Raw genomic sequence first — 23,579 nt, forward strand, 5'->3', positions numbered from 1 at the left:
ACGATGGAATTCGCTTTCTATTTCGCATCGGGTATTGCTGTTGTGTCCACGCTTCGTGTGGTCACCAACACCAACCCCGTGCACGCCCTGCTCTACCTGATCATCTCGTTGATCGCCGTGGCCATGACCTTCTTCGCCCTCGGCGCACCGTTTGCCGGTGTGCTGGAAGTGATCGCCTACGCCGGCGCCATCATGGTGCTTTTCGTGTTCGTGGTGATGATGCTGAACCTGGGGCCCGCCTCGGTTCAGCAGGAACGCACCTGGCTCAAGCCCGGCATCTGGGCGGGGCCGGTGATTCTTGCCGTCCTGCTGCTGGCCGAACTGCTGTATGTGCTGTTCGCTCATCAGAGCGGTCAGGCCATCGGTCACACCACCGTAGACGCGAAAGCCGTGGGCATCAGCCTGTTCGGCCCGTACCTGCTGGTGGTCGAACTCGCCTCGATGCTGCTGCTCGCCGCAGCCGTCACGGCGTTCCATTTGGGCCGTAACGAGGCGAAGGAGTAAGACATGCCTGCTATCCCTCTCGAGCATGGATTGGCCGTTGCCGGCATCCTGTTCTGCCTTGGTCTGGTCGGCCTGATGGTCCGCCGCAACATTTTGTTCGTGTTGATGAGTCTGGAAGTCATGATGAACGCCTCTGCCCTGGCCTTCATCGTTGCGGGCGCCCGCTGGGCGCAGCCGGATGGACAGATCATGTTCATCCTGGTGATCAGTCTTGCAGCCGCCGAGGCCAGTATTGGTCTGGCGATCCTGCTGCAACTGTATCGCCGCTTCCACACGCTCGATATCGACGCTGCCAGTGAGATGCGCGGATGAACCTACTCTTTCTGACTTTCGTATTCCCTCTGATCGGGTTCCTGTTGCTGTCGTTCTCGCGCGGCCGCTTCTCGGAAAACCTCTCGGCACTCATCGGTGTCGGCTCCATCGGCCTGTCGGCCATCGTCGCCGCTTACGTGATCTGGCAATTCAACGTCGCCCCGCCGGAGGGTGGCGTCTACACCCAGGTGCTGTGGCGCTGGATGTCGGTGGAAGGCTTCCAGCCGAACTTCGCGCTGTACCTGGATGGCCTGTCCGTGACCATGCTCGGTGTGGTTGTCGGCGTTGGCTTTCTGATCCACTTGTTCGCGTCCTGGTACATGCGTGGCGAAGACGGTTACTCGCGCTTCTTCTCGTACACCAACCTGTTTATCGCCAGCATGCTGTTCCTGATCCTGGGCGATAACCTGCTGTTCATCTACTTCGGTTGGGAAGGTGTAGGCCTGTGCTCGTACCTGTTGATCGGTTTCTACTACAGCAACCGCAACAACGGTAACGCCGCCCTCAAAGCCTTCATCGTCACCCGTATCGGCGACGTGTTCATGGCCATCGGCCTGTTCATCCTGTTCCAGCAACTGGGCACGCTGAACGTCCAGGAACTGCTGGTTCGCGCACCTGAGCACTTCAAGGTCGGCGATTTCTGGATCGTTCTGGCGACGCTGATGCTGCTGGGCGGTGCGGTGGGCAAATCGGCACAGCTGCCGCTGCAGACCTGGCTCGCGGACGCGATGGCCGGCCCTACCCCGGTATCGGCACTGATCCACGCCGCAACCATGGTGACCGCCGGTGTCTACCTGATCGCCCGTACCCACGGCCTGTTCGCCCTGGCGCCGGACATCCTGCACCTGGTCGGCATCGTCGGCGGTGTGACCCTGGTGCTGGCCGGTTTCGCCGCGCTGGTGCAAACCGACATCAAACGTATCCTCGCCTACTCGACCATGAGCCAGATCGGCTACATGTTCCTGGCACTGGGCGTTGGCGCCTGGGAAGGCGCGATCTTCCACCTGATGACCCACGCCTTCTTCAAGGCGCTGCTGTTCCTTGCTTCCGGTGCGGTGATCGTTGCCTGCCACCACGAGCAGAACATCTTCAAGATGGGCGGTCTGTGGAAGAAACTGCCACTGGCCTACGCCAGCTTCATCGTCGGCGGCGCGGCACTCGCTGCTCTGCCACTGGTCACCGCAGGCTTCTACTCCAAGGACGAAATCCTCTGGGAAGCGTTTGCCAGCGGCAACCACGGTCTGCTTTACGCCGGTCTGGTCGGTGCGTTCATGACCTCGCTGTACACCTTCCGCCTGATCTTCATCGCCTTCCACGGTGAAGCCAAGACCGAAGCCCACGCCGGCCACGGCATCGCTCACTGGCTGCCGCTGTCGGTGCTGATCGTATTGTCGACCTTCGTCGGCGCCATGATCGTTCCACCGCTGCACGGCGTACTGCCGCAGAGCGTCGGTCATGCTGGTGGCGACGCCAAGCACAGCCTGGAAATCGCCTCGGGCGCCATCGCCCTGGCCGGTATCCTGCTGGCGGCCCTGCTGTTCCTTGGCAAGCGTCGTTTCGTCACGGCGATCGCCAACAGCGGCATCGGCCGTTTCCTTTCGGCCTGGTGGTTCGCTGCCTGGGGCTTCGACTGGATCTACGACAAACTGTTCGTCAAGCCGTACCTTGCGATCAGCCATGTACTGCGCAAAGACCCGCTCGACCAGACCATCGGTCTGATCCCGCGTATGGCCAAGGGTGGTCACACCGCCCTGAGCCGCACCGAGACCGGTCAACTGCGTTGGTATGCCGCCTCGATGGCTGCTGGTGCCGTGCTGGTGATCGGCGCCATCGTGCTGGTAGCGGTCTGATATGAACCTTGCGAATTTGCGAAAGGAAACGAGCCCGTCATGATTCTGCCTTGGCTAATCCTGATCCCCTTCATCGGCGGCCTGCTGTGCTGGATGGGTGAGCGCTTCGGCGCTACCCTCCCACGCTGGATTGCGCTGATCACCATGTCCCTGTTGCTCGCGATCGGCCTCTGGCTGTGGGCTACCGGCGACTATTCATTTGCCCCGGCGCCTGGCGCCGATCCGACCTGGGCGCTTGAGTTCAAGCACATCTGGATCGCGCGTTTCGGCATCAGCGTGCACCTGGCCCTCGATGGCCTGTCGCTGTTGATGATCCTGCTGACCGGTCTGCTGGGTATCCTCTCGGTCCTCTGCTCGTGGAAAGAAATTCAACGTCACGTTGGCTTCTTCCACCTGAACCTGATGTGGATCCTGGGCGGCGTTGTCGGCGTGTTCCTCGCCCTCGACCTGTTCATGTTCTTCTTCTTCTGGGAAATGATGCTGGTGCCGATGTACTTCCTCATCGCGCTCTGGGGTCACAGTTCTTCGGACGGCAAGAAAACCCGGATCTACGCAGCGACCAAGTTCTTCATCTTCACTCAGGCTTCCGGCCTGATCATGCTGGTGGCGATCCTCGGTCTGGTGCTGGTCAACTTCAACAACACCGGCGTGATCACCTTCAACTACGCCGACCTGTTGAAAACCAAGATGTCGATGACCACCGAGTACATTCTGATGCTCGGCTTCTTCATCGCCTTCGCGGTCAAGCTGCCCGTGGTGCCATTCCACTCGTGGCTGCCGGATGCCCACGCCCAGGCGCCGACCGCAGGTTCCGTCGACCTCGCCGGTATCCTGCTGAAAACCGCTGCCTACGGCCTGCTGCGTTTCGCCCTGCCGCTGTTCCCGAATGCGTCGGCCGAATTCGCGCCGATCGCCATGACCCTCGGTCTGATCGGGATCTTCTACGGCGCGTTCCTGGCGTTCGCCCAGAGCGACATCAAGCGTCTGATTGCCTTCTCTTCCGTTTCCCACATGGGCTTCGTGTTGATCGGCATTTACTCCGGCAGCCAGCTGGCCCTGCAAGGTGCAGTGATCCAGATGCTCGCGCACGGTCTGTCGGCGGCGGCGCTGTTTATCCTCAGCGGTCAGCTGTACGAGCGTCTGCATACCCGTGACATGCGTGAGATGGGCGGTCTGTGGTCGCGCATCGCTTACCTGCCGGCGATCAGCCTGTTCTTTGCAGCCGCTTCGTTGGGTCTGCCGGGCACCGGTAACTTCGTCGGCGAGTTCCTGATCCTGATCGGCTCCTTCGCCAGCGCTCCATGGATCACCGCGATTGCGACGTCCGGTCTGGTGTTCGGTTCGGTCTACTCGCTGATCATGATCCACCGTGCCTACTTCGGTCCGTCGAAATCGGACGCGGTGCTGCACGGTATGGACGGTCGCGAACTGACCATGGTGCTGGGCCTTGCGGTATTGCTGATTTACCTGGGCGTGTATCCGCAACCGTTCCTCGACACCTCTGCCGCCACGATGCATGGCGTGCAGCAGTGGCTCGGCACCGCCTTCACTCAACTCGCTTCGGCCCGGTAAGAGCGCTATGGAATTCACGATTCAACACTTTATTGCGCTTGCGCCACTGTTGATCACCAGCCTCACCATTATCGTGGTGATGCTGGCAATCGCCTGGCGCCGCAACCACTCGCAGACCTTCCTGATTTCGGTGGCGGGTCTGAACCTGGCCCTGCTGTCGATCCTCCCAGCCCTGAAAGTTGCGCCTCTGGCCGTGACCCCTTTGCTGCAGATCGACGCCTTTGCCTGCCTGTACATGGCGATGATCCTCGTCGCCACCCTCGCCTGCGTCACCCTCGCCCATGCCTATCTGGGCGATGGCGGTTCGGGGTACCCGGGCAATCGTGAAGAACTGTACCTGCTGATCCTGATGGCCGCCGCCGGTGGTCTGGTTCTGGTCAGCGCGCAGCACCTGGCCGGTTTGTTCATCGGTCTGGAACTGCTCTCGGTGCCGGTCTACGGTCTGGTGGCTTACGCTTTCTTCAACAAGCGTTCGCTGGAAGCCGGCATCAAGTACATGGTGCTGTCGGCGGCCGGCTCGGCGTTCCTGTTGTTCGGTATGGCCCTGCTCTATGCAGATGCCGGTTCGCTGAGCTTCGTCGGCATCGGTCAGGCCCTGGCTGCGACTGGCCTGCCTAGCCCGCTGGCGCAATTGGGCCTGGGGATGATGCTGATCGGTCTGGCGTTCAAGCTGTCGCTGGTACCGTTCCACCTGTGGACGCCGGACGTTTACGAAGGTGCACCGGCACCGGTGGCGGCATTCCTCGCCACCGCTTCGAAGGTGGCCGTGTTTGCGGTGATGGTGCGTCTGTTCCAGATCTCCCCGGCGGCCAGCAGCGGCGTACTGAGTGACGTGCTGAGCGTCATCGCGGTCGCCTCGATCCTGTTCGGTAACCTGCTGGCCCTGACCCAGAGCAACCTCAAGCGTCTGCTCGGTTATTCGTCCATCGCGCACTTCGGCTACCTGCTGATCGCGTTGGTAGCGAGCAAGGGTCTGGCGGTGGAAGCCATCGGCGTCTACCTGGTCACTTACGTGATCACCAGCCTCGGCGCGTTCGGCGTGATTACCCTGATGTCCTCGCCGTACAACGGCCGCGACGCCGACGCCCTGTACGAATATCGCGGCCTGTTCTGGCGTCGCCCGTACCTGACCGCCGTGCTGACCGTGATGATGCTGTCCCTGGCCGGCATCCCGCTGACCGCCGGCTTCATCGGCAAGTTCTACATCATCGCCAGCGGTGTCGAGTCGCATCAATGGTGGCTGGTGGGTGCACTGGTACTGGGCAGCGCGATCGGCGTGTTCTACTACCTGCGCGTGATGGTTACCCTGTACCTGATCGAGCCGAACCTGCGTCGCCACGACGCCCAGTTGCACTGGGAACAGAAGGCAGGCGGCGTGATGCTGCTGGCCATCGCCCTGGTCGCGTTCTTCCTGGGTGTTTACCCGCAGCCATTGCTGGTGCTGGTACAGCAGGCAGGTCTGGCGGGCTGATCGCTCGACTGGATTGAGCTGCAAATGCAAACGGCACCTTCGGGTGCCGTTTTTGTTTTTGTGGGATCTTTTACTGATGCCCTGCCCTCCCTGCTGAAAGCCCAGAAAGCTCCCGCTCAATTATCGGTTTCGTCCTACAGCCCGCATCCGGCTGTTGGAGCTATCGTGTATGTGTGGGGCAAAGCGAAAACTTAAAGACATATTAAAAGTACTTGCCGACCAACAGGGCACAAGGAAACCATATTGAACACTGAAAACATCCACGCCACATATGAAAAAATGTATATATACGAAGAAGAGATAAAAAACAGCATCTCGATAAAAACTCAAATAATTTTTACTGCGATATTTGCGCTAGCTTCTGCAACCATTTACCTAGCTCGTTTTTTGGATTTCACCTTCAGCCCCGAAATTGCATATATCATTTCTTTCCTCATAACTTTAACCCTGACAATCTCAGCCATCTCTACATACTTCAACTTCAGAGCCTTTAGCGGATCTGAATTTAACAGAATGCCATACGCACAAAAAATAAAAGAATATTACGACAACCAAACACGATACAACATTGAACTTGTAAAATATAACTTACAGGTGTCGCAGCACGAACAAATACCTTTGATCGATCCTGACAAAGAAACTGCAAGCTTCATTTCAAACACCTACATCAGTTGCTCCACACACAATGCTTTAGTCAATGAAGAGCGATCACGGTGGGTCTTCAAATCCATCTCAACTTTTCTTATGGCCTGCATCCCTCTCGCTATCGGTAGCTTGCTGTTTGTGCTTTATGACATGGATACCTCCTCGCCTAGGAAAAATTTTGCAATAAAAGATACGTACGTGGGCGATCAAATATCCGACTTGAAAAAGCAGTTGCTGAATGACTCAAAAGCCGAAGGCGTAGCAGATCTGAAAAAAAGGACTATAATCCTTGAAAATATACTTCTTGAAAAAGGGGCAGGAAAATTGAGCGAATCCAATAAACCAACATCAACTGAAACAAAACCTTTGCCCCAAGCTCCTGTCAAACCGACTGCTCCATCTTCCAGAAGAACGTACGATGACGTTAACGGCGGCGCCAATAGGGATCAGAAATGAAAGCTACTAATGATCGGCCTAAGCCACAAAATTCGACAAGACCTACACCACCAGAGAAACCTCCTGCACCGGTCGTACGTCGTATCGTTAACGAAAAGGTTATCAATAGAAAAGAGATAGCTTTAGAGAACAGATGACAACGCAACTAGAGCATTCTTATCCTCTCAGAAAATATACAAAAAGGCGGCACCCTAAGGTGCCGCCTTGGCGCTTGTAGGATTCAATATCAGAAGACTGCGGCAGCGCGTTGTGATGATCGCTGGCTACGCATTTCTGATCTTCACATCCTCACCTTTTTAAGAATTTTGCCTGCAAAGCGGTGAACAATGGCTGACATTTTGCAGAAGGTAATTGCGGATAAATCTGAGGATCACCTATCAAGCGGAGATCCACGAGCCATGAAGCGAAATATCCTTTCAGAGTTTTCGGATGGTTTAGGCAAATTGACTGAACGACGCCAAAGAGAAATGACCAAGGAGAAACCGCGGGTAAAAAGGATCGGTTTAATGAAGGGAAAACACACAACCCCCGTTGACTTTGATGCCCCACTCCCTGACGTCTTGCTGGACTCCTTCGAAAGCTAAAGCTACCGGTGGTTTCTCAATCCGTCATTTCTACAGCTATCCCACTTGGAGGTGAACCTGCCCGCAATGACGTCATGTCAGTTGAAAATGCGTTGGCTGGCCCACCGCTATCGCGAGCAGGCTCACTCCTACAGTGGTCTCGTGTGCTGCCGGGTTTTGGAGCACCACCGCTCTAATGTGGGAGCGAGCCCGCTCGCGATAGCGGTGGATCAGACAGCAAAAAAAACGGCACCTTCCGGTGCCGTTCGCTTCTCACATCTCCAACATCACTTACGCGCATCCGCCCAAGATTTCAGCAGTTCGTTGTAGCTCACCGTCTCGCCTTTCGGCTTCTCGTTGGCCAGTTTAGGCTTCGGTGCGCCCGGTTGATCGAACCAGTATTGCGCGTCGCGTTCCGGGTTCATTTTCGGCGCGCAGGTGGCCTGGGCCTTGGAGCGTTCGAGGCGTTCCATGATCCGGTCCTGATCCTTGGCCAGGCCGTCCAGCGCCTGCTGCGGGGTTTTCTCGCCGCTGGCCGCTTCGGCGATGTGGCTCCACCACAGTTGCGCCAGACGCGGATAGTCCGGCACGTTGGTTCCGGTCGGGGTCCATTGCACCCGGGCCGGACTGCGGTAGAACTCGACCAGACCGCCAAGCTTCGGCGCCAGATCGGTCATCGCCTGCGAGTTGATGTCCGACTCGCGAATCGGCGTCAGGCCGACGATGGTCTTCTTCAGCGATACGGTTTTCGAGGTGACGAACTGCGCGTACAGCCATGCCGCCAGTTTCTGTTTCTCAGGCGTGGATTTCATGAACGTCCATGCGCCCACGTCCTGGTAGCCGAGTTTCATGCCCTCTTCCCAATACGGGCCGCGCGGCGATGGCGCCATGCGCCATTTCGGCGTGCCGTCGGCGTTGACCACCGGCAGGCCCGGTTTGGTCATGTCGGCGGTGAAGGCGGTGTACCAGAAGATCTGCTGGGCGATGTTGCCTTGGGACGGCACCGGGCCGGACTCGGAGAAGGTCATGCCTGCGGCTTCCGGTGGCGCGTACTTTTTCAGCCAGTCGACATATTTGGTGGTGGCAAAAACGGCGGCCGGGCCGTTGGTGTCGCCGCCGCGGGTCACGCTGGAGCCGACCGGGTGGCAATCCTCGACGCGGATGCCCCACTCATCCACTGGCAAACCGTTGGGAATGCCTTTGTCGCCACCGCCAGCCATGGAGAACCAGGCATCGGTGAAGCGCCAGCCCAGCGACGGGTCTTTCTTGCCGTAGTCCATGTGCCCGAAGACGCGTTTGCCGTCGATTTCCTTGACGTCTTCGCTGAAGAATTTGGCGATGTCCTCATACGCCGACCAGTTCACCGGCACGCCCAATTCGTAGCCGTACTTTTCCTTGAACTTCGCTTTCAGGTCCGCGCGCTCGAACCAGTCGGCGCGGAACCAGTACAGGTTGGCAAACTGCTGGTCGGGCAGCTGATAGACCTTGCCGTCCGGCGCGGTGGTGAACGAGATGCCAATAAAGTCCTTGAGGTCGAGGGTCGGCGAAGTGAAGTTCTTGCCTTCGTTGGCCATCAGGTCGGTGATCGACTCGGTCTTGCCGTAGCGAAAGTGCGTACCGATCAGGTCCGAGTCGTTGACCCAGCCGTCGTAGATGTTCTTGTCCGACTGCATCACCGTCTGCATTTTCTCGACCACGTCGCCTTCCTGCAGCAGGTCGTGGGTGAGCTTGATACCGGTGATTTCGCTGAAGGCCTTGGCCAGCACCTTCGACTCGTATTCGTGGGTGGTCAGGGTTTCGGAAACGACCTTGATGTCCATGCCGCGAAACGGCTCGGCGGCCTTGATGAACCACTTCAATTCTTCGAGCTGCTGTTCGGCCGTCAGGGTCGAGGGCTTGAACTCGCTGCCGATCCATTTTTTCGCAGCATCTTCGTAGGCGTCGGCCCAGGCAGATGCGCTCAAACCGCTGAGTGCCAGCATGGCTGCCAATGAAATGCTATGTCGCAGCTTATTGTTTTTATCGAACATAGAGACCTCCTGTTTAAGTTGTGGAGCCGCGTTTGCCGAACGATTCGACTAGCCCCAACGCATCACTGCCAACAGCCACACCAGGGACAACGCGGACGCGACCCAGATGCTCCAGTCGGTGACGCCGATTACCAGCAGATGCAGGTAGGCGCTGCCGAGAAGACCGATAAACAAGCGATCGCCACGGGTGGTGGCAATCGGCAGAAAACCTCGCCGCAGGATGCTCGGCGAGCGCAATTCCCAAGTGGTCATGCCCACCAGGATCAAACCGATACCGATGAAGAATGCCGCAGTCGGGGTGGTCCAGCTCATCCATTCCATCATCGACTCCTCAGACCCGGCCCAGGGCAAAGCCCTTGGCCACGTGGTTGCGAACAAACCAGATCACCAGCATGCCCGGCAGTATGGTCAACACCCCCGCTGCTGCCAGCACGCCCCAATCGATACCCGAAGCTGATACCGTGCGCGTCATCACCGCTGCGATCGGCTTGGCGTTGACCGAGGTCAGCGTGCGCGCCAGCAGCAGTTCGACCCAGGAAAACATGAAGCAGAAAAACGCCGTCACACCGATACCGGAACCGATCAGCGGGATGAAAATCTTCACGAAGAACTTGGGGAAACTGTAGCCATCAATGTAGGCCGTTTCGTCGATCTCCTTGGGCACGCCCGACATGAAGCCTTCGAGGATCCACACCGCCAGCGGCACGTTGAACAGGCAGTGGGCCAAGGCCACGGCAATGTGCGTGTCGAACAGGCCGATCGACGAATACAACTGGAAGAACGGCAGTAAAAACACCGCTGGCGGCGCCATGCGATTGGTCAGCAGCCAGAAAAACAGGTGCTTGTCACCGAGGAAACGATAGCGCGAAAACGCGTAAGCCGCCGGTAACGCCACGCTCAGGGAAATCACCGTGTTCAGGCTCACGTAATACAGTGAGTTCAGATAGCCGGTGTACCAACTCGGATCGGTGAAGATCACCTTGTAGTTCGCCAGCGTGAAATCCTGTGGGAAAAGCGTCAGGCCGCCGAGGATTTCGGTGTTGCTCTTGAAGGACATGTTCAGCAGCCAGTAAATCGGCACCAGCAGGAACAGGATGTAGACCAGCAACGGAATAAGCTTCTTTTTGCTCATGGCCGGGCCTCAGCGGTTGGCGTCGGAGTGCGTCATGGCGGTATAGAACAGCCAGGACACCAACAGGATGATCAGGAAGTACACCAGCGAGAATGCCGCTGCCGGACCCAGGTCGAATTGGCCTACAGCCATCTGGGTCAACGTCTGACTCAGGAATGTCGTGGCGTTGCCCGGCCCCCCACCGGTGAGCACGAACGGCTCGGTGTAGATCATGAAACTGTCCATGAAGCGCAACATCACCGCGATCAGCAGCACGCTTTTCAGCTTGGGCAATTGAATGTGCCGGAACACTGCCCAGGCCGAAGCGCGGTCGATTCGCGCCGCCTGGTAATACACATCGGGAATCGCGCGCAATCCGGAGAAACACAGCAGCGCGACCAGCGAAGTCCAGTGCCAGACGTCCATCACCAGCACGGTGACCCACGCGTCCATGGTGTTGGCCGCATAGTTGTAGCTGATGCCCATCGCGTTAAGACTGGAACCGAGCAGACCGATGTCGGCGCGGCCGAAAATCTGCCAGATCGTGCCGACCACGTTCCACGGAATCAGCAGCGGGATCGCCAGAATGATCAGCACCACCGAGGACCAACGGCCCTTGGTCGGCATGGTCAGGGCGACGGCGATACCCAGCGGGATTTCTATCAGCAATACGCAGGCCGAATAGATGAACTGACGCAGCAAAGAGTCGTGCAAGCGTGGGTCGAGCAGCACTTGCCTGTACCAGTCGGCGCCGACGAAGTAGCGGCTGGACTGGTCAAAGATGTCCTGCACCGAATAGTTGACCACGGTCATCATCGGGATCACCGCACTGAATGCCACCAGCAGAAACACCGGCAGTACCAGCCACCAGGCTTTGTTGTTCTGCACCTTGTTCATGGCTGCGTCTCCTCGTCGCTGACTTCAAGCAGAAACTCATCGGCATACACCATCAGCCACTGCGCCGGGAAGCTGATGTATGCCGTGCCCTGCGGCACCGGTTTGTCTTCGGCCAGACGCACCTTCAACGGCGCGCCGTCGAGGTTGAGGGTCATGATCTTGTAGGTGCCGAGGTCTTCGACGTGTACGACTTGTGCCTGCATCGCGTCGTCAAACGGCTCGTCCCAGACATGAATGAACTCGGGACGGATGCCGACCTTCAGGTTTTTCCACTGACCGTGCTCGATGTGTCGCTGCAAGGCGTCGGACAATGGCAGGTGCGTCGAGGCGAAACCGACGCCACCGGGCTGCGGCTGCACTTCAATCAGGTTCATGCCGGGGCTGCCGATGAAATAGCCGACGAAGGTATGGCTCGGCCGCTCGAACAATTCCCGTGGCGTGCCGAACTGAACAATCTGCCCGCCGTACATCACCGCAATCTTGTCGGCGAAGGTCGAGGCTTCCAGTTGATCGTGGGTCACGTAGACCATGGTGATGTTGAACTGCTCGTGGATCTGCTTGAGCTTGCGCCGCAGTTTCCATTTCAGGTGCGGGTCGATCACCGTCAGCGGCTCATCGAAAAGGATCGCCGAAACGTCATCGCGCACCAGCCCACGGCCCATGGAGACTTTCTGTTTTTCGTCGGCGGTGAGGTTTCGGGCCTTTTTACTGAGCAGACTTTGCAGGTCGAGAACTTCGGCAATTTCCTGCACCTTGCTGTGCACTTTCGCCTCGGCCATGCCCTGATTTCTGAGTGGGAAGGCCAGATTATCGAACACGGTCATGGTGTCGTAGACCACCGGGAACTGAAACACCTGGGCGATGTTGCGCTTCTCCGGCGAGAGGTCATTGACCGCTTTGCCGTCGAACAAAACGTGGCCCTGGGAGGGGCTGAGCAGGCCGGAAATGATATTCAGCAAGGTCGATTTGCCGCACCCGGACGGCCCGAGCAACGCGTAGGCGCCGCCCTGCTCCCAGACGTGGTCCATCTCACGGATGGCATAATCTTCCGCCCCGCTCGGGGTTTTGCTGTAGCTGTGGGCGAGGTGTTGCAAGCGGATTTCGGCCATCAGGCAACCCTCGCGACACGCCGGCCCGGTGCCTGCACCAGACGGCCCTGCGCATCGAAAACAAACAGTTTATGGGTCGGGATATAGATGCGAATCGGCGCATCGACGTCGTATTCGTGAACCCCCGGCAGGTGAAGCACCAGCAGGAAATGTTCGTTGCGCACATGGAGGAAGGTTTCAGAACCACTGATCTCGGCCACTTCGACGGTCACGGCGAGTTCGAGGTCATCGTCGTTGCTCGGCACCAGCGAGATATGGCTGGGACGCACGCCGAAACGAAATTCGCCCTCGCCCACCGGACGCAGATCGACGTTCAGCGGGAAGTGGACGAAATTGGCGAAGCTGACTTCGTTGCCAGCGATGCGTCCCGGCATCAAATTGATCGGCGGTTCGGAGAACAATTCTGCCGCCAGCACGGTTTGCGGCTGGTGGTAGACATCGGTCGACGGCCCGCTCTGAATCACCCGGCCTTCGTGAAGAATGGTCGTGGTGCCGCCCAGCGCCAGCGCTTCGTTGGGTTCGGTGGTGGCGTAGATGGCGATGGTGTGGCGCAGCTTGAACAGCTCGCGCATTTCCTGGCGCAGCTCTTCGCGCAGCTTGTAGTCGAGATTGACCAGCGGCTCGTCGAACAGAATCAGCTCGGCATCCTTGACCAACGCCCGGGCCATGGCGGTGCGCTGTTGCTGGCCGCCGGACAGTTCCAGCGGATAGCGCTGCAGGAACTTCTCGATGCGCAGCATCTTTGCCGTTTCCTGCACTTTGCTGTGGATGATCTCTTTCGAAATACCTGCTTGGCGCAGTGGCGAGGCGATGTTTTCGAACACGGTCATGGTCGGGTAGTTGATGAACTGCTGATAGACCATCGACACGTTGCGCAGCCGCACCGGCCGCTGCGTGACATCGACGCCGTTCATCAGGATGCGCCCGCTGTCGGGCTTGTCGAGTCCTGCCATCAAGCGCATGAGGCTGGTTTTGCCGGACAGCGTACGGCCGAGCAAAACGTTGAAGGATCCGGGTTCGAATTTCAGGCACGCATCGTCGATCCAGGTCTGGCCTTCGACGGTACGGCTGACGTGCTCCAGGGTGAGTGACATGGCTCGGCCTTTTTATTATTTGGAGTCAAGCGACCGGAACAGTAGAGCGACATTCGTGCCAAAAACGGCAAGTAATTGATTTAGCTTTGGAATTGGCTATCAAGGGGTTAACTGGCGTTCACAGCTGAACACTTTTGAACAGTCGGGTGATTGACAATGAACAATAGTGAACAACACTCTATGGACGCTTTTCCCCAATCCTGAATGCAACGGGATCCCTGTGGGAGCGAGCCTGCTCGCGAAAGCGGTGTGTCATTGAATGAATCCATTGACTGAACCGACGCTTTCGCGAGCAGGCTCGCTCCCACAGGGGGATTTGTGTAGTTTTGAAGATCGGGCTCATAACAATAATAAAATGCTGCACTCAGAGGCTCGCCCCCATGGCCGCACCCGCCCCGCCGCTGTCCCATGACGCGATCGTCCAGACTTCCTGGCAACGCTGCCGCGCGTTCGGTCTCGACCACCAAAGCACGCCGGCCTTCGATCAACTGCCCGCCGCCGGCATTGCGCAACTGCTCGACAGCCATCATTCGCTGGTGCAGACAACGCATCAGGAAGTCCTGCCCTATTACGAAAACATCCTCAGCAACTCCAACTGCCTGATCATGCTCGCCGACAATCAGGGCCAGGTGCTGACGTCATGGGGCACGCAACGCTTTATCGAGCCGAATCTGGCCCGGGGATTTCAAGCCGGGGCGAGCTGGATGGAGCGCTGCAGCGGGACCAATGCGATCGGCACAGCGCTGGCGTGCGAGCAGGCGGTGCACATCGAGCACGATGAGCACTTTCTCAAGGCCAACCGCTTCATGACCGGTTCCGCCGCACCGATTTTCGACGCCGGGCGCAAGGTCATCGCGGTGCTGGATGTTTCCAGCGACAGCTATCTGCCCCCCTCGCACACCCTCGGCATGGTCAAGATGATGAGCCAGACCGTCGAGAACCGGCTGATCCTCAACCTGTTCCATGGCCAACACTTTCAACTGACCTTCAACACCGGATTGAACAACCTCGACAGTCAGTGGGCCGGGCTGTTGATCTTCGATGAGAGCGGCCAGGTGCTGTCGGCCAATCGGCGGGCGGACAATCTGCTGGGCGTGCGTTTGTCGAGCGTCAGCATCGAGAGCCTGTTCAAGGTATCGCTGCTGGAGCTGATCAACCAGCCCGACGGCTTGCCGTTTGCCTTGCAAACGTCCGGGCGCAACCGCTTTCAGTGCTTGTTGAAGCGACCGAAACAGGCGCCGGTTCAGGCACGAGTGTTCAAGGCTCAAACCAAGGCAGCCGCACCCGCCGCGATCAGTCTGAACACCCTGCACTTTGGCGACAGTCGCGTGGAAAAAGCCGTGCGCCAGGCCGAGCGGTTGCTGGAAAAAGACATTCCGCTGCTGATCCACGGCGAAACCGGTGTCGGCAAGGAGGTCTTCGTCAAGGCCCTGCACCAGGCCAGCTCACGCAGCAAACAGGCGTTCATCGCGGTTAACTGCGCGGCCATCCCCGCCGAACTGGTGGAATCGGAACTGTTCGGCTACGAGAAAGGCGCGTTCACCGGAGCGAACCAGAAAGGCAGCATCGGCCTGATTCGCAAGGCGGACAAAGGCACGCTGTTTCTTGACGAAATCGGCGACATGCCGCTGCCCACGCAGGCGCGATTGTTGCGAGTGCTGCAGGAACGTTGCGTGCAGCCGGTGGGCAGCAGCGAATTGTTCCCGGTGGATCTGCGGATCATCTCGGCGACCAACCGATCCTTGCGTGAGCAGGTGCAACTGGGGCGGTTTCGAGAGGATTTGTATTACCGCATTGGCGGATTGACCCTGGAACTGCCGCCGCTTCGGGAGCGCAGTGATAAGGAAGCGTTGTTCAAACGGCTGTGGGAACAGCATCGCGAGCCAACGCAATGGGCGGGGTTGAGCCGTGAGGTGCTGGAGCTGTTCGAGCGGCATCCGTGGCCGGGAAATCTTCGCCAGGTCAGCAGCGTGATGCAGGTGGCGTTGGCAATGGCCGAGGAACAACCGGTGCGACCCGAGCATTTGCCGGACGATTTTTTCGTTGATCTGGAGATGGAGCCGATAGAGACGGCGCCGCCGCTGGGGCTGGACTTGAATGATGTCGAGGCGCTGAACCGCGAGCTCAAGGCATCCGGCGGGAATATCTCGCACCTGGCGCGGCGGTTGGGGGTGAGTCGGAATACGCTTTACAAGCGGTTGCGGCAGGCTGAATGACAAGTTGTCTGGACGGGCCTCTTCGCGAGCAGGCTCGCTCCCACAGGGATTCGTGTCGTGCACGGAAAACGGACATGACGAAAAACCACTGTGGGAGCGAGCCTGCTCGCGAAGGCGTAAGCCCGGTCAACGCTGGTCCTGAAGAAGAAAAAACAAAACCCGCACAAGGCGGGTTTTGTTTTGCAGCAATAAGCAATCAGTCAGCCAGACGCCAGGTCGTACCACCCTTGCCGTCTTCCAGCACCACACCCATTGCCGTCAGCTGATCGCGAATCCGGTCCGACTCGGCCCAGTCCTTCGCCGCCCGTGCCGCCAGACGTGCTGCAATCAGCGCATCCACTTCAGCCGCATCGACACGCCCTTCGGCGCCCGCCTGCAAGAAGTCATCGGCTTCGAGTTGCAACACACCCAGCACGCTGGCGAGTTCTTTCAAGCGAGCCGCCAGACCCGCTGCCGCGTCGAGATCGCTCTCGCGCAGGCGGTTGATCTCGCGCACCATTTCGAACAGCACTGCGCAGGCTTCCGGCGTACCGAAGTCGTCGTTCATCACCTGGGTGAACCGCTCGACGAACGCTTCGCCGCCGGCTGGCGCCACGTTCGGCAGGCCTTTCAAGGCGTGATAGAACCGCTCGAGGGCGCCTTTGGCGTCCTTGAGGTTGTCTTCCGAATAGTTGATCGCGCTGCGGTAGTGGCTCGATACCAGCAGGTAGCGCACGACTTCCGGGTGGTACTTGTCGAGCACGTCGCGAATGGTGAAGAAGTTGTTCAGGGACTTGGACATCTTCTCGCCATTGATGCGAATCATGCCGCAATGCATCCACGCGTTGGCGTAGGTCTTGCCAGTGGCCGCTTCACTCTGGGCGATTTCGTTTTCGTGGTGCGGGAACTCGAGGTCGCTGCCGCCGCCATGAATGTCGAAGGTTTCGCCCAGGCAGCAGGTGGACATCACCGAGCACTCGATGTGCCAGCCCGGACGCCCGGCGCCCCACGGCGAATCCCAGCTTGGCTCGCCCGGCTTGGCGGCTTTCCACAGGACGAAGTCGAGCGGGTCTTCTTTGGACTCATCGACTTCGATACGGGCACCGATGCGCAGGTCTTCGATCTTCTTGCGCGACAGCTTGCCGTAGCCCATGAACTTCGCCACGCGGTAGTACACGTCGCCGTTGCCCGGCGCATAGGCGTAACCCTTGTCGATCAGGGTCTGGATCATCGCGTGCATGCCCGGAATGTGGTCCGTGGCACGCGGCTCCATGTCCGGTTTCCTGATGTTCAGGCGCGCTTCGTCTTCGTGCATCGCGGCAATCATGCGCTCGGTCAACGCGTCGAACGACTCACCGTTTTCGCGGGCGCGATTGATGATCTTGTCGTCGATGTCGGTGATGTTGCGCACGTAGGTCAGGTCGTAGCCGCTGAAGCGCAGCCAGCGCGTCACCAGGTCGAACGCAACCATGCTGCGGCCGTGGCCGAGGTGGCAGTAGTCGTACACGGTCATCCCGCAGACGTACATGCGCACCTTGTTGCCATCCAGCGGCTTGAAGACTTCTTTGCTCTTGGTGAGCGTGTTGTAGATCGTTAGCACGTTAGTTCCTTGACTCACTCACTGGCCCCACGAATCACGCAGGGTCACGGTACGGTTGAATACCGGCTGACCGGGTTTCGAGTCCTTCAAGTCAGCGACGAAGTAGCCTTCGCGCTCGAACTGGAAACGGTCTTCCGGCTGGGCGTTGCCGAGCGATGGCTCGGCACGACAACCGGTCAGCACTTGCAGCGAGTCAGGGTTGATGTTGTCGAGGAAACTGGCGCTGTCTTCGGCCTTCTCCGGGTTCGGCGAACGGAACAGGCGATCGTACAGACGCACTTCGCACTCGACGCTGGCCGCAGCCGGTACCCAGTGGATCACGCCTTTGACCTTGCGGCCTTCCGGGTTCTTGCCGAGGGTGTCCGGGTCGTACGAGCAACGCAGCTCGACGATGTTGCCGTCGGCGTCCTTGATCGCTTCGTCGGCACGGATCACGTAGCTGCCACGCAGGCGCACTTCACCGGCCGGCTCCAGGCGCTTGTAGCCTTTTGGCGGCTCTTCCATGAAGTCTTCACGGTCGATGTAGATTTCCCGGGCGAACGGCAGAGCGCGCACGCCCATGTCCTCTTTCGGGTGGCGCGGCAGTTCGAGGTTCTCGACCTGGCCTTCCGGGTAGTTGGTGATCACGACTTTCAACGGACGCAGCACGCACATGGCGCGCGGGGCGCTGTGGTCGAGGTCGTCGCGGATGCTGAATTCGAGCATGCCGAAATCAACCACGCCGTCGGAGCGGTTGGTGCCGATCATCTCGCAGAAGTTGCGGATCGATTTTGGCGTGTAGCCACGACGGCGGAAACCCGACAGCGTGGACATGCGCGGATCGTCCCAGCCGTTGACGTGTTTTTCGTCCACCAGCTGCTTGAGCTTGCGCTTGCTGGTGATGGTGTAATTGAGGTTCAGGCGGCTGAACTCGTACTGACGCGGGTTCGCCGGCACCGGCAGGTTTTGGAGGAACCACTCGTACAGCGGACGATGGCTTTCGAACTCCAGGGTGCAGATCGAGTGCGTGATGCCTTCGATGGCGTCCGACTGACCGTGGGTGAAGTCGTAGTTCGGGTAAATGCACCACTTGTCGCCCGTCTGGTGGTGATGGGCGTGGCGGATGCGGTACATGATCGGGTCGCGCAGGTTCATGTTCGGCGAGGCCATGTCGATCTTGGCGCGCAGCACGCGAGCGCCGTCCGGGAACTCACCAGCTCGCATGCGCGCAAACCAGTCGAGGTTCTCCTCAACCGAGCGGTCGCGGAACGGGCTGTTCTTGCCCGGTTCGGTCAGGCTGCCACGGTATTCCTTGGCTTGCTCAGGCGTCAGGTCGTCCACGTAGGCCTTGCCGGCCTTGATCAGCTCGACGGCCCAGTCGTGCAACTGATCGAAATACTGCGAGGCGTAGCGCACTTCGCCGGACCATTCGAAGCCCAGCCATTTGACGTCGCTTTCGATCGCGTCGATGTATTCCTGATCTTCCTTGGCCGGGTTGGTGTCGTCGAAACGCAGGTGCGTGACGCCGCCGAACTCCTGAGCCAGGCCGAAGTTCACGCAGATCGACTTGGCATGGCCGATGTGCAGGTAGCCGTTGGGCTCAGGCGGGAAACGCGTGACGATCTTGGTGTGCTTGCCCGAGTCCAGGTCTGCCTGGATGATCGGCCGCAGGAAGTTGACCGGCACGGCAGGGCCGGACTTGGCATTCGAGGTAGGGTCGACAGTGGGCTTGCTCATAGGATCCTTGACGTACAGGTGCGCGGCCGCAAAGAGGGGCCAGACAAAACAAAGCCGCTATCATAGCCGATGCTGTCAAGCGCCTGACAGAGCAGGCCCTATAAAGGCATGCATTTAATCGCCGCGAAATGAAAAACCGCCTCGAAATTCGCGCCTGTCACGCTAAACTGCGCACCTTGGCCGAAGCAGGCTGAACCGGTTTTCGGGCCAGGTGTCCGAAAACCACGAATTCCCTATAAAGAGTAACGACCATGACTCAAGTCAAACTGACCACCAACCATGGCGACATCGTCATCGAACTGAACGCTGAAAAGGCGCCGATCACCGTCGCCAACTTCATCGAGTACGTGAAGGCCGGGCACTACGAAAACACCGTTTTCCACCGTGTCATCGGTAACTTCATGATCCAGGGCGGCGGTTTCGAGCCGGGCATGAAGGAAAAGAAAGACAAGCGTCCAAGCATCCAGAACGAAGCTGACAACGGTCTTTCCAACGACAAATACACCGTTGCCATGGCCCGCACCATGGAGCCGCATTCGGCTTCCGCGCAGTTCTTCATCAACGTCGCCGACAACACGTTCCTCAACCACAGCGGCAAGAACGTTCAGGGCTGGGGCTACGCGGTATTCGGTAAAGTGACCGCCGGCACCGACGTCGTCGACAAGATCAAAGGTGTTTCCACCACTTCCAAGTCCGGCCACCAGGACGTGCCTGCTGACGATGTGATCATCGAGAAAGCCGAGATCATCGAAGCGTGATATTGCTGATTTCAGACTTGCATCTGGAAGAGGAGCGCCCGGACATCACCCGGGCGTTTCTGGATTTGCTCGCCGGACGCGCCCGCTCGGCGAGTGCCTTGTACATCCTCGGCGACTTTTTCGAGGCGTGGATCGGCGACGACGCCATGACGCCCTTTCAGCGTTCCATCTGCCAGGCCCTGCGTACATTGAGCGACAGCGGCACGGCCATTTTCCTGATGCACGGCAATCGCGACTTCATGCTCGGCAAGGCGTTCTGCAAAGAAGCCGGCTGCACGCTGTTGAAGGACCCGAGTGTCGTGCAGTTTTACGGCGAGCCGGTGCTGTTGATGCACGGCGACAGCCTCTGCACCCGCGACGTCGGCTACATGAAGCTGCGCCGCTACCTGCGTAACCCGATCACCCTGTTCATCCTGCGGCATCTGCCGCTAGGCACCCGGCACAAACTGGCGCGCAAACTGCGCAGCGAGAGCCGCGCGCAGACGCGGATGAAAGCCAATGACATCGTTGATGTGACTCCGGAAGAGATCCCGCGAATCATGCAGACATTCGGCGTCAAGACCCTGATCCACGGCCACACCCACCGCCCGGCGATTCACAAGCTGCAGCTCGGCGAGCAGGCGGCGAAGCGGATCGTGCTGGGGGACTGGGATCGCCAGGGTTGGGCGTTGCAGGTCGACGAGAACGGCTTTGCGCTGGCGCCGTTCGATTTTGCGTCGCCTCCTGCTCTCCCCGCTCCCACCGCATGATCGTTCCCACGCAGAGCGTGGGAACGATCCTGCCTAACTCAATGACCGCTGGCGGCAGGCCCAGCCTTCGCGGCAAACGGCGGTTTCGCCAGCCACACAATCAATATCAGCCCCATGAATCCCCACCCGAGCAGCGTGAAGTAATCCACGGTGGAGAGCATGTAAGCCTGACTCGTCAGAATCTGATCCATCTGCGCATACGCCGACTGGCTCGCCCCGCCCAGTGCATTCAACGTCTCGCGCGTCGCCGGTTCGAAGGTGCTGATGTTTTCGCTCATGTAGGCATGATGCTGATCGGCCCGGCGAATCCAGATCCATGTAGTCAGCGACGCCGCAAAGCTGCCACCCAGTGTCCGCAAGAAGGTCGCAAGACCCGCCCCGTCGGCAATCTGGCTCGGCGGCAAGTCCGACATCAGGATGCTCAGGGTCGGCATGAAGAACAGCGCCACGCCAATGCCCATGAACAACTGCACCAGGGCGATGTGCTGGAAGTCCACCTCATTGGTAAATTCAGCACGCATGAAGCAACTCAAGCCAATCGCCAGAAACGCAATGCCGGCGAGCAGACGCAAGTCGAACTTGTGTGCGTACTTGCCAACGAATGGCGACAGCAGCACCGGCAGAATCCCGATCGGCGCCACCGCCAGACCGGCCCAGGTCGCGGTGTAGCCCATTTGTGTTTGCAACCACTGCGGCAGGATCAGGTTGATGCCGAAGAACCCGGCGTAACCCAACACCAGCACCACGGTGCCGATGCGGAAGTTGCGATGGGCGAACAGGCGCAGGTTGACCACGGGATGGCGGTCGGTCATTTCCCAGATCACAAACACCGCCAGCGCCACCACCGAGATCGCCGCGCCGACAATGATGAAGTTCGACTCGAACCAGTCCAGGTCATTGCCCTTGTCGAGGATCACCTGCAAGGCGCCGACGCCGATGATCAGCGTGATCAGACCGACGTAATCCATTGGCTGGCGGCTAGTCACCACCGGCCGTTTGGCAAGTTGCGAACGCACCACCAACACCGCGAAAATCCCGATCGGCACATTGATGAAGAATATCCACGGCCAGCTGTAACTGTCCGTGATCCAGCCGCCGAGGATCGGCCCGGCAATCGGCGCGACCACCGTGACCATCGCCAGCAACGCCAGCGCCATCCCCCGTTTCGCCGGCGGATACACCGCGATCAGCAAGGTCTGCGTCATCGGGTACAACGGCCCGGCCACCAGGCCCTGCAACACGCGAAAGCCGATCAGTTCGGGCATCGAGGTCGAGATACCGCAGAGAAACGATGCCAGCACGAACAGGATCGTCGCCCACAGAAACAGTTTCACCTCGCCGAAGCGGCGGCTGAGCCAACCGGTGAGCGGCAGCGCGATGGCGTTACTCACCGCGAATGAAGTGATGACCCAGGTGCCCTGCTCCGAACTCACCCCCAGGTTGCCGGAAATCGTCGGCAGCGCCACGTTGGCAATGGTGGTGTCGAGCACTTGCATGAACGTCGCCAGCGACAGGCCGATGGTGCTGAGCAACAGGCTGGGCGGCGTGAAAGAAGCGTTATTGCTCATTGTGAATCCTTTGGAACCGGGTGGTCGCTGCGTCAGTTACAGACACAGCAACCCTTTGTGGGAGCGAGCCTGCTCGCGAATGCTGACTGACATTCAACACAGATGTCGTATGACACACCGCTTCGCGAGCAGGCTCGCTCCCACAGGGTCTTGAGTCAGCGTCAGAAGCGGATTCAGCGTTGTGCGGTTTTGCTCGCCGCGGCGCTGTTGTCATGAATCAGCTGAGCGATCATCGCGTCGGCTTCGGCCAGTTGGCGCTCGTAGACGTTGGTGCTGAACGAGGCTTTTTGCGGCGGTTGCTGCGCCAGCACCGGGCCGCTCTGATCGTGCAGATTCACTTCAACGTTGGTCGACAGACCGACGCGCAGCGGATGCCTGGCCAGCTCTTCGGCATTGATGTGAATCCGCACCGGGACACGCTGAACGATCTTGATCCAGTTGCCGGTGGCGTTTTGCGCCGGCAGCAGGGCAAACGCGCTGCCGGTGCCGGCGCCTAGGCTGTCGACGGTGCCGCTGTATTTCACATCGCTGCCGTAAATGTCGGCCTCGATGTCGACTGGCTGACCGATGCGCATGTCACGCAACTGGGTTTCCTTGAAGTTGGCGTCGATCCACAGCTGATCCAGCGGAATCACCGCCATCAGCGCGGTGCCCGGCTGCACGCGCTGTCCGAGTTGCACGGTGCGCTTGGCGACGTAACCGGTGACCGGCGCAATCAGGGTGCTGCGCGCATGGGTCAGATAGGCCTGACGCAAATCGGCAGCGGCCGACATCACGTCCGGGTGTGACGAAACCACGGTGTCGTCAACCAGCGCGCTGGTGGTTTTGAGTTGCTGCTTCGCATTGGCCAAGGCGTTTTGCGCCGAGGTCAGGTCGTCGCGGGCGTGGGACAGTTCTTCCTGGGAAATCGCCCCGCCCTGCGCCAGATTTTTCCGGCGGTTGTAGTTGTCCTGCGCCTTCTGCACTTCGGCCTGCTGCGCGTTGACCTGGGCTTTCATGCCGTCAACGTTGCTGTACAAACCACGCACCTGACGCACCGTGCGCGCAAGTTTCGCTTTGGCGCTTTGCAGGCCGACTTCGGCGTCGTTCGGGTCGAAATTGATCAGCACCTGGCCTTCGTGAACCAGATCACCATCGTCGGCGCCGATGCTGACCACGGTGCCGGTCACCAGCGGCGTGATTTCAACGACGTTGCCGTTCACGTAGGCATCGTCGGTGCTTTCGTTAAAGCGTCCGATGAATTCGTGGTACGCCCAGACGCCGGCGCAGGCGAGTGCAACCACCACGGCCAGGGCCAGCAACATCACTTTGCGCTTGCGCGGGTTGCCGGTGTCCGGGGTGTTGTCTTGAGCTTGGGTGTTTTCGGCGGTGGCCATGAC

Annotated in this window: 19 protein-coding genes; 9 read left to right on the top strand and 10 right to left on the bottom strand. The window is 59.2% G+C overall.

The window, feature by feature from the left end:
* Nucleotides 1–3 precede the first annotated feature (3 nt).
* From nuoJ to HU727_RS24840, 6 genes are all read left to right on the top strand, one after another.
* Nucleotides 4–504, top strand: a complete 501-nt coding sequence (gene nuoJ, locus HU727_RS24815; protein ID WP_186534152.1) for an NADH-quinone oxidoreductase subunit J — start codon at nucleotides 4–6, stop codon at nucleotides 502–504.
* A gap of 3 nt (nucleotides 505–507) precedes the next feature.
* The gene (gene nuoK / locus HU727_RS24820; protein ID WP_003180046.1) at nucleotides 508–816 is read left to right on the top strand and encodes an NADH-quinone oxidoreductase subunit NuoK; all 309 of its coding nucleotides are present in this window, start codon (nucleotides 508–510) and stop codon (nucleotides 814–816) included.
* Nucleotides 813–2,666, top strand: a complete 1,854-nt coding sequence (gene nuoL, locus HU727_RS24825) for an NADH-quinone oxidoreductase subunit L (RefSeq protein ID WP_186534153.1) — start codon at nucleotides 813–815, stop codon at nucleotides 2,664–2,666. The genes nuoK and nuoL overlap by 4 nt, the downstream gene beginning before the upstream one ends.
* Before the next feature lie 39 nt (nucleotides 2,667–2,705).
* A complete protein-coding gene (nuoM, locus tag HU727_RS24830) occupies nucleotides 2,706–4,238 on the top strand; it encodes an NADH-quinone oxidoreductase subunit M (RefSeq protein ID WP_186534154.1) in 1,533 nt (510 codons plus the stop codon).
* Nucleotides 4,239–4,245: 7 nt separating this feature from the next.
* Nucleotides 4,246–5,709, top strand: coding sequence for an NADH-quinone oxidoreductase subunit NuoN (gene nuoN / locus HU727_RS24835; protein WP_186534155.1), 1,464 nt, complete (start codon nucleotides 4,246–4,248; stop codon nucleotides 5,707–5,709).
* Between the two features lie 243 nt (nucleotides 5,710–5,952).
* A complete protein-coding gene (locus tag HU727_RS24840; protein WP_186534156.1) occupies nucleotides 5,953–6,810 on the top strand; it encodes a hypothetical protein in 858 nt (285 codons plus the stop codon).
* A gap of 850 nt (nucleotides 6,811–7,660) precedes the next feature.
* Here HU727_RS24840 and HU727_RS24845 read toward each other — a convergent pair.
* From HU727_RS24845 to HU727_RS24870, 6 genes are read right to left on the bottom strand one after another with little or no spacing between them, the layout of a single operon-like run.
* Complete coding sequence (locus HU727_RS24845; RefSeq protein WP_186534157.1) at nucleotides 7,661–9,403, bottom strand: ABC transporter substrate-binding protein; 1,743 nt, start codon at nucleotides 9,401–9,403, stop codon at nucleotides 7,661–7,663.
* A gap of 48 nt (nucleotides 9,404–9,451) precedes the next feature.
* Complete coding sequence (locus tag HU727_RS24850) at nucleotides 9,452–9,724, bottom strand: DUF2160 domain-containing protein (protein ID WP_038861868.1); 273 nt, start codon at nucleotides 9,722–9,724, stop codon at nucleotides 9,452–9,454.
* A 10-nt stretch (nucleotides 9,725–9,734) separates the two neighbouring features.
* Nucleotides 9,735–10,535, bottom strand: coding sequence for a carbohydrate ABC transporter permease (locus HU727_RS24855; RefSeq protein ID WP_024013421.1), 801 nt, complete (start codon nucleotides 10,533–10,535; stop codon nucleotides 9,735–9,737).
* 9 nt (nucleotides 10,536–10,544) lie between these two features.
* A complete protein-coding gene (locus tag HU727_RS24860; protein WP_101159118.1) occupies nucleotides 10,545–11,411 on the bottom strand; it encodes a carbohydrate ABC transporter permease in 867 nt (288 codons plus the stop codon).
* Nucleotides 11,408–12,520, bottom strand: coding sequence for an ABC transporter ATP-binding protein (locus HU727_RS24865; RefSeq protein ID WP_186534158.1), 1,113 nt, complete (start codon nucleotides 12,518–12,520; stop codon nucleotides 11,408–11,410). Before HU727_RS24865 ends, HU727_RS24860 begins: the two co-directional genes overlap by 4 nt.
* Nucleotides 12,520–13,614: an ABC transporter ATP-binding protein gene (locus HU727_RS24870; RefSeq protein WP_186534159.1), complete on the bottom strand. Its 1,095-nt coding sequence runs from the start codon at nucleotides 13,612–13,614 to the stop codon at nucleotides 12,520–12,522. The genes HU727_RS24865 and HU727_RS24870 overlap by 1 nt, the downstream gene beginning before the upstream one ends.
* A 380-nt stretch (nucleotides 13,615–13,994) precedes the next feature.
* On the opposite strand from HU727_RS24870, the gene HU727_RS24875 reads away from it, so the two are divergent.
* Nucleotides 13,995–15,830 (top strand): sigma-54-dependent Fis family transcriptional regulator, encoded by a 1,836-nt coding sequence (locus tag HU727_RS24875; protein ID WP_186534160.1) that lies wholly within the window; start codon nucleotides 13,995–13,997, stop codon nucleotides 15,828–15,830.
* 196 nt (nucleotides 15,831–16,026) lie between these two features.
* Here HU727_RS24875 and cysS read toward each other — a convergent pair whose 3' ends face one another.
* Both cysS and HU727_RS24885 read right to left on the bottom strand, forming a co-directional pair.
* The gene (gene cysS / locus HU727_RS24880) at nucleotides 16,027–17,409 is read right to left on the bottom strand and encodes a cysteine--tRNA ligase (RefSeq protein ID WP_186534161.1); all 1,383 of its coding nucleotides are present in this window, start codon (nucleotides 17,407–17,409) and stop codon (nucleotides 16,027–16,029) included.
* An 18-nt stretch (nucleotides 17,410–17,427) separates the two neighbouring features.
* Complete coding sequence (locus tag HU727_RS24885) at nucleotides 17,428–19,125, bottom strand: glutamine--tRNA ligase/YqeY domain fusion protein (RefSeq protein WP_186534162.1); 1,698 nt, start codon at nucleotides 19,123–19,125, stop codon at nucleotides 17,428–17,430.
* A gap of 251 nt (nucleotides 19,126–19,376) precedes the next feature.
* Between HU727_RS24885 and HU727_RS24890 the strand changes: the two genes are divergently transcribed.
* Together HU727_RS24890 and lpxH are read left to right on the top strand one after the other, a co-directional pair.
* Nucleotides 19,377–19,883, top strand: coding sequence for a peptidylprolyl isomerase (locus HU727_RS24890; protein ID WP_186534163.1), 507 nt, complete (start codon nucleotides 19,377–19,379; stop codon nucleotides 19,881–19,883).
* Nucleotides 19,880–20,632: a UDP-2,3-diacylglucosamine diphosphatase gene (lpxH, locus tag HU727_RS24895; protein WP_186534164.1), complete on the top strand. Its 753-nt coding sequence runs from the start codon at nucleotides 19,880–19,882 to the stop codon at nucleotides 20,630–20,632. The genes HU727_RS24890 and lpxH overlap by 4 nt, the downstream gene beginning before the upstream one ends.
* A 38-nt stretch (nucleotides 20,633–20,670) precedes the next feature.
* Here lpxH and HU727_RS24900 read toward each other — a convergent pair whose 3' ends face one another.
* Both HU727_RS24900 and HU727_RS24905 read right to left on the bottom strand, forming a co-directional pair.
* Nucleotides 20,671–22,200, bottom strand: a complete 1,530-nt coding sequence (locus tag HU727_RS24900; protein WP_186534165.1) for a DHA2 family efflux MFS transporter permease subunit — start codon at nucleotides 22,198–22,200, stop codon at nucleotides 20,671–20,673.
* 173 nt (nucleotides 22,201–22,373) lie between these two features.
* Nucleotides 22,374–23,576 carry an HlyD family secretion protein gene (locus HU727_RS24905; protein ID WP_186534166.1) on the bottom strand — a complete coding sequence of 401 codons (1,203 nt, stop codon included), beginning with the start codon at nucleotides 23,574–23,576 and terminating at the stop codon, nucleotides 22,374–22,376.
* Nucleotides 23,577–23,579 lie beyond the last annotated feature (3 nt).

Origin of the sequence: Pseudomonas khorasanensis (assembly GCF_014268505.2) — a bacterium.
GTDB classification, from domain to species: domain Bacteria; phylum Pseudomonadota; class Gammaproteobacteria; order Pseudomonadales; family Pseudomonadaceae; genus Aquipseudomonas; species Aquipseudomonas khorasanensis.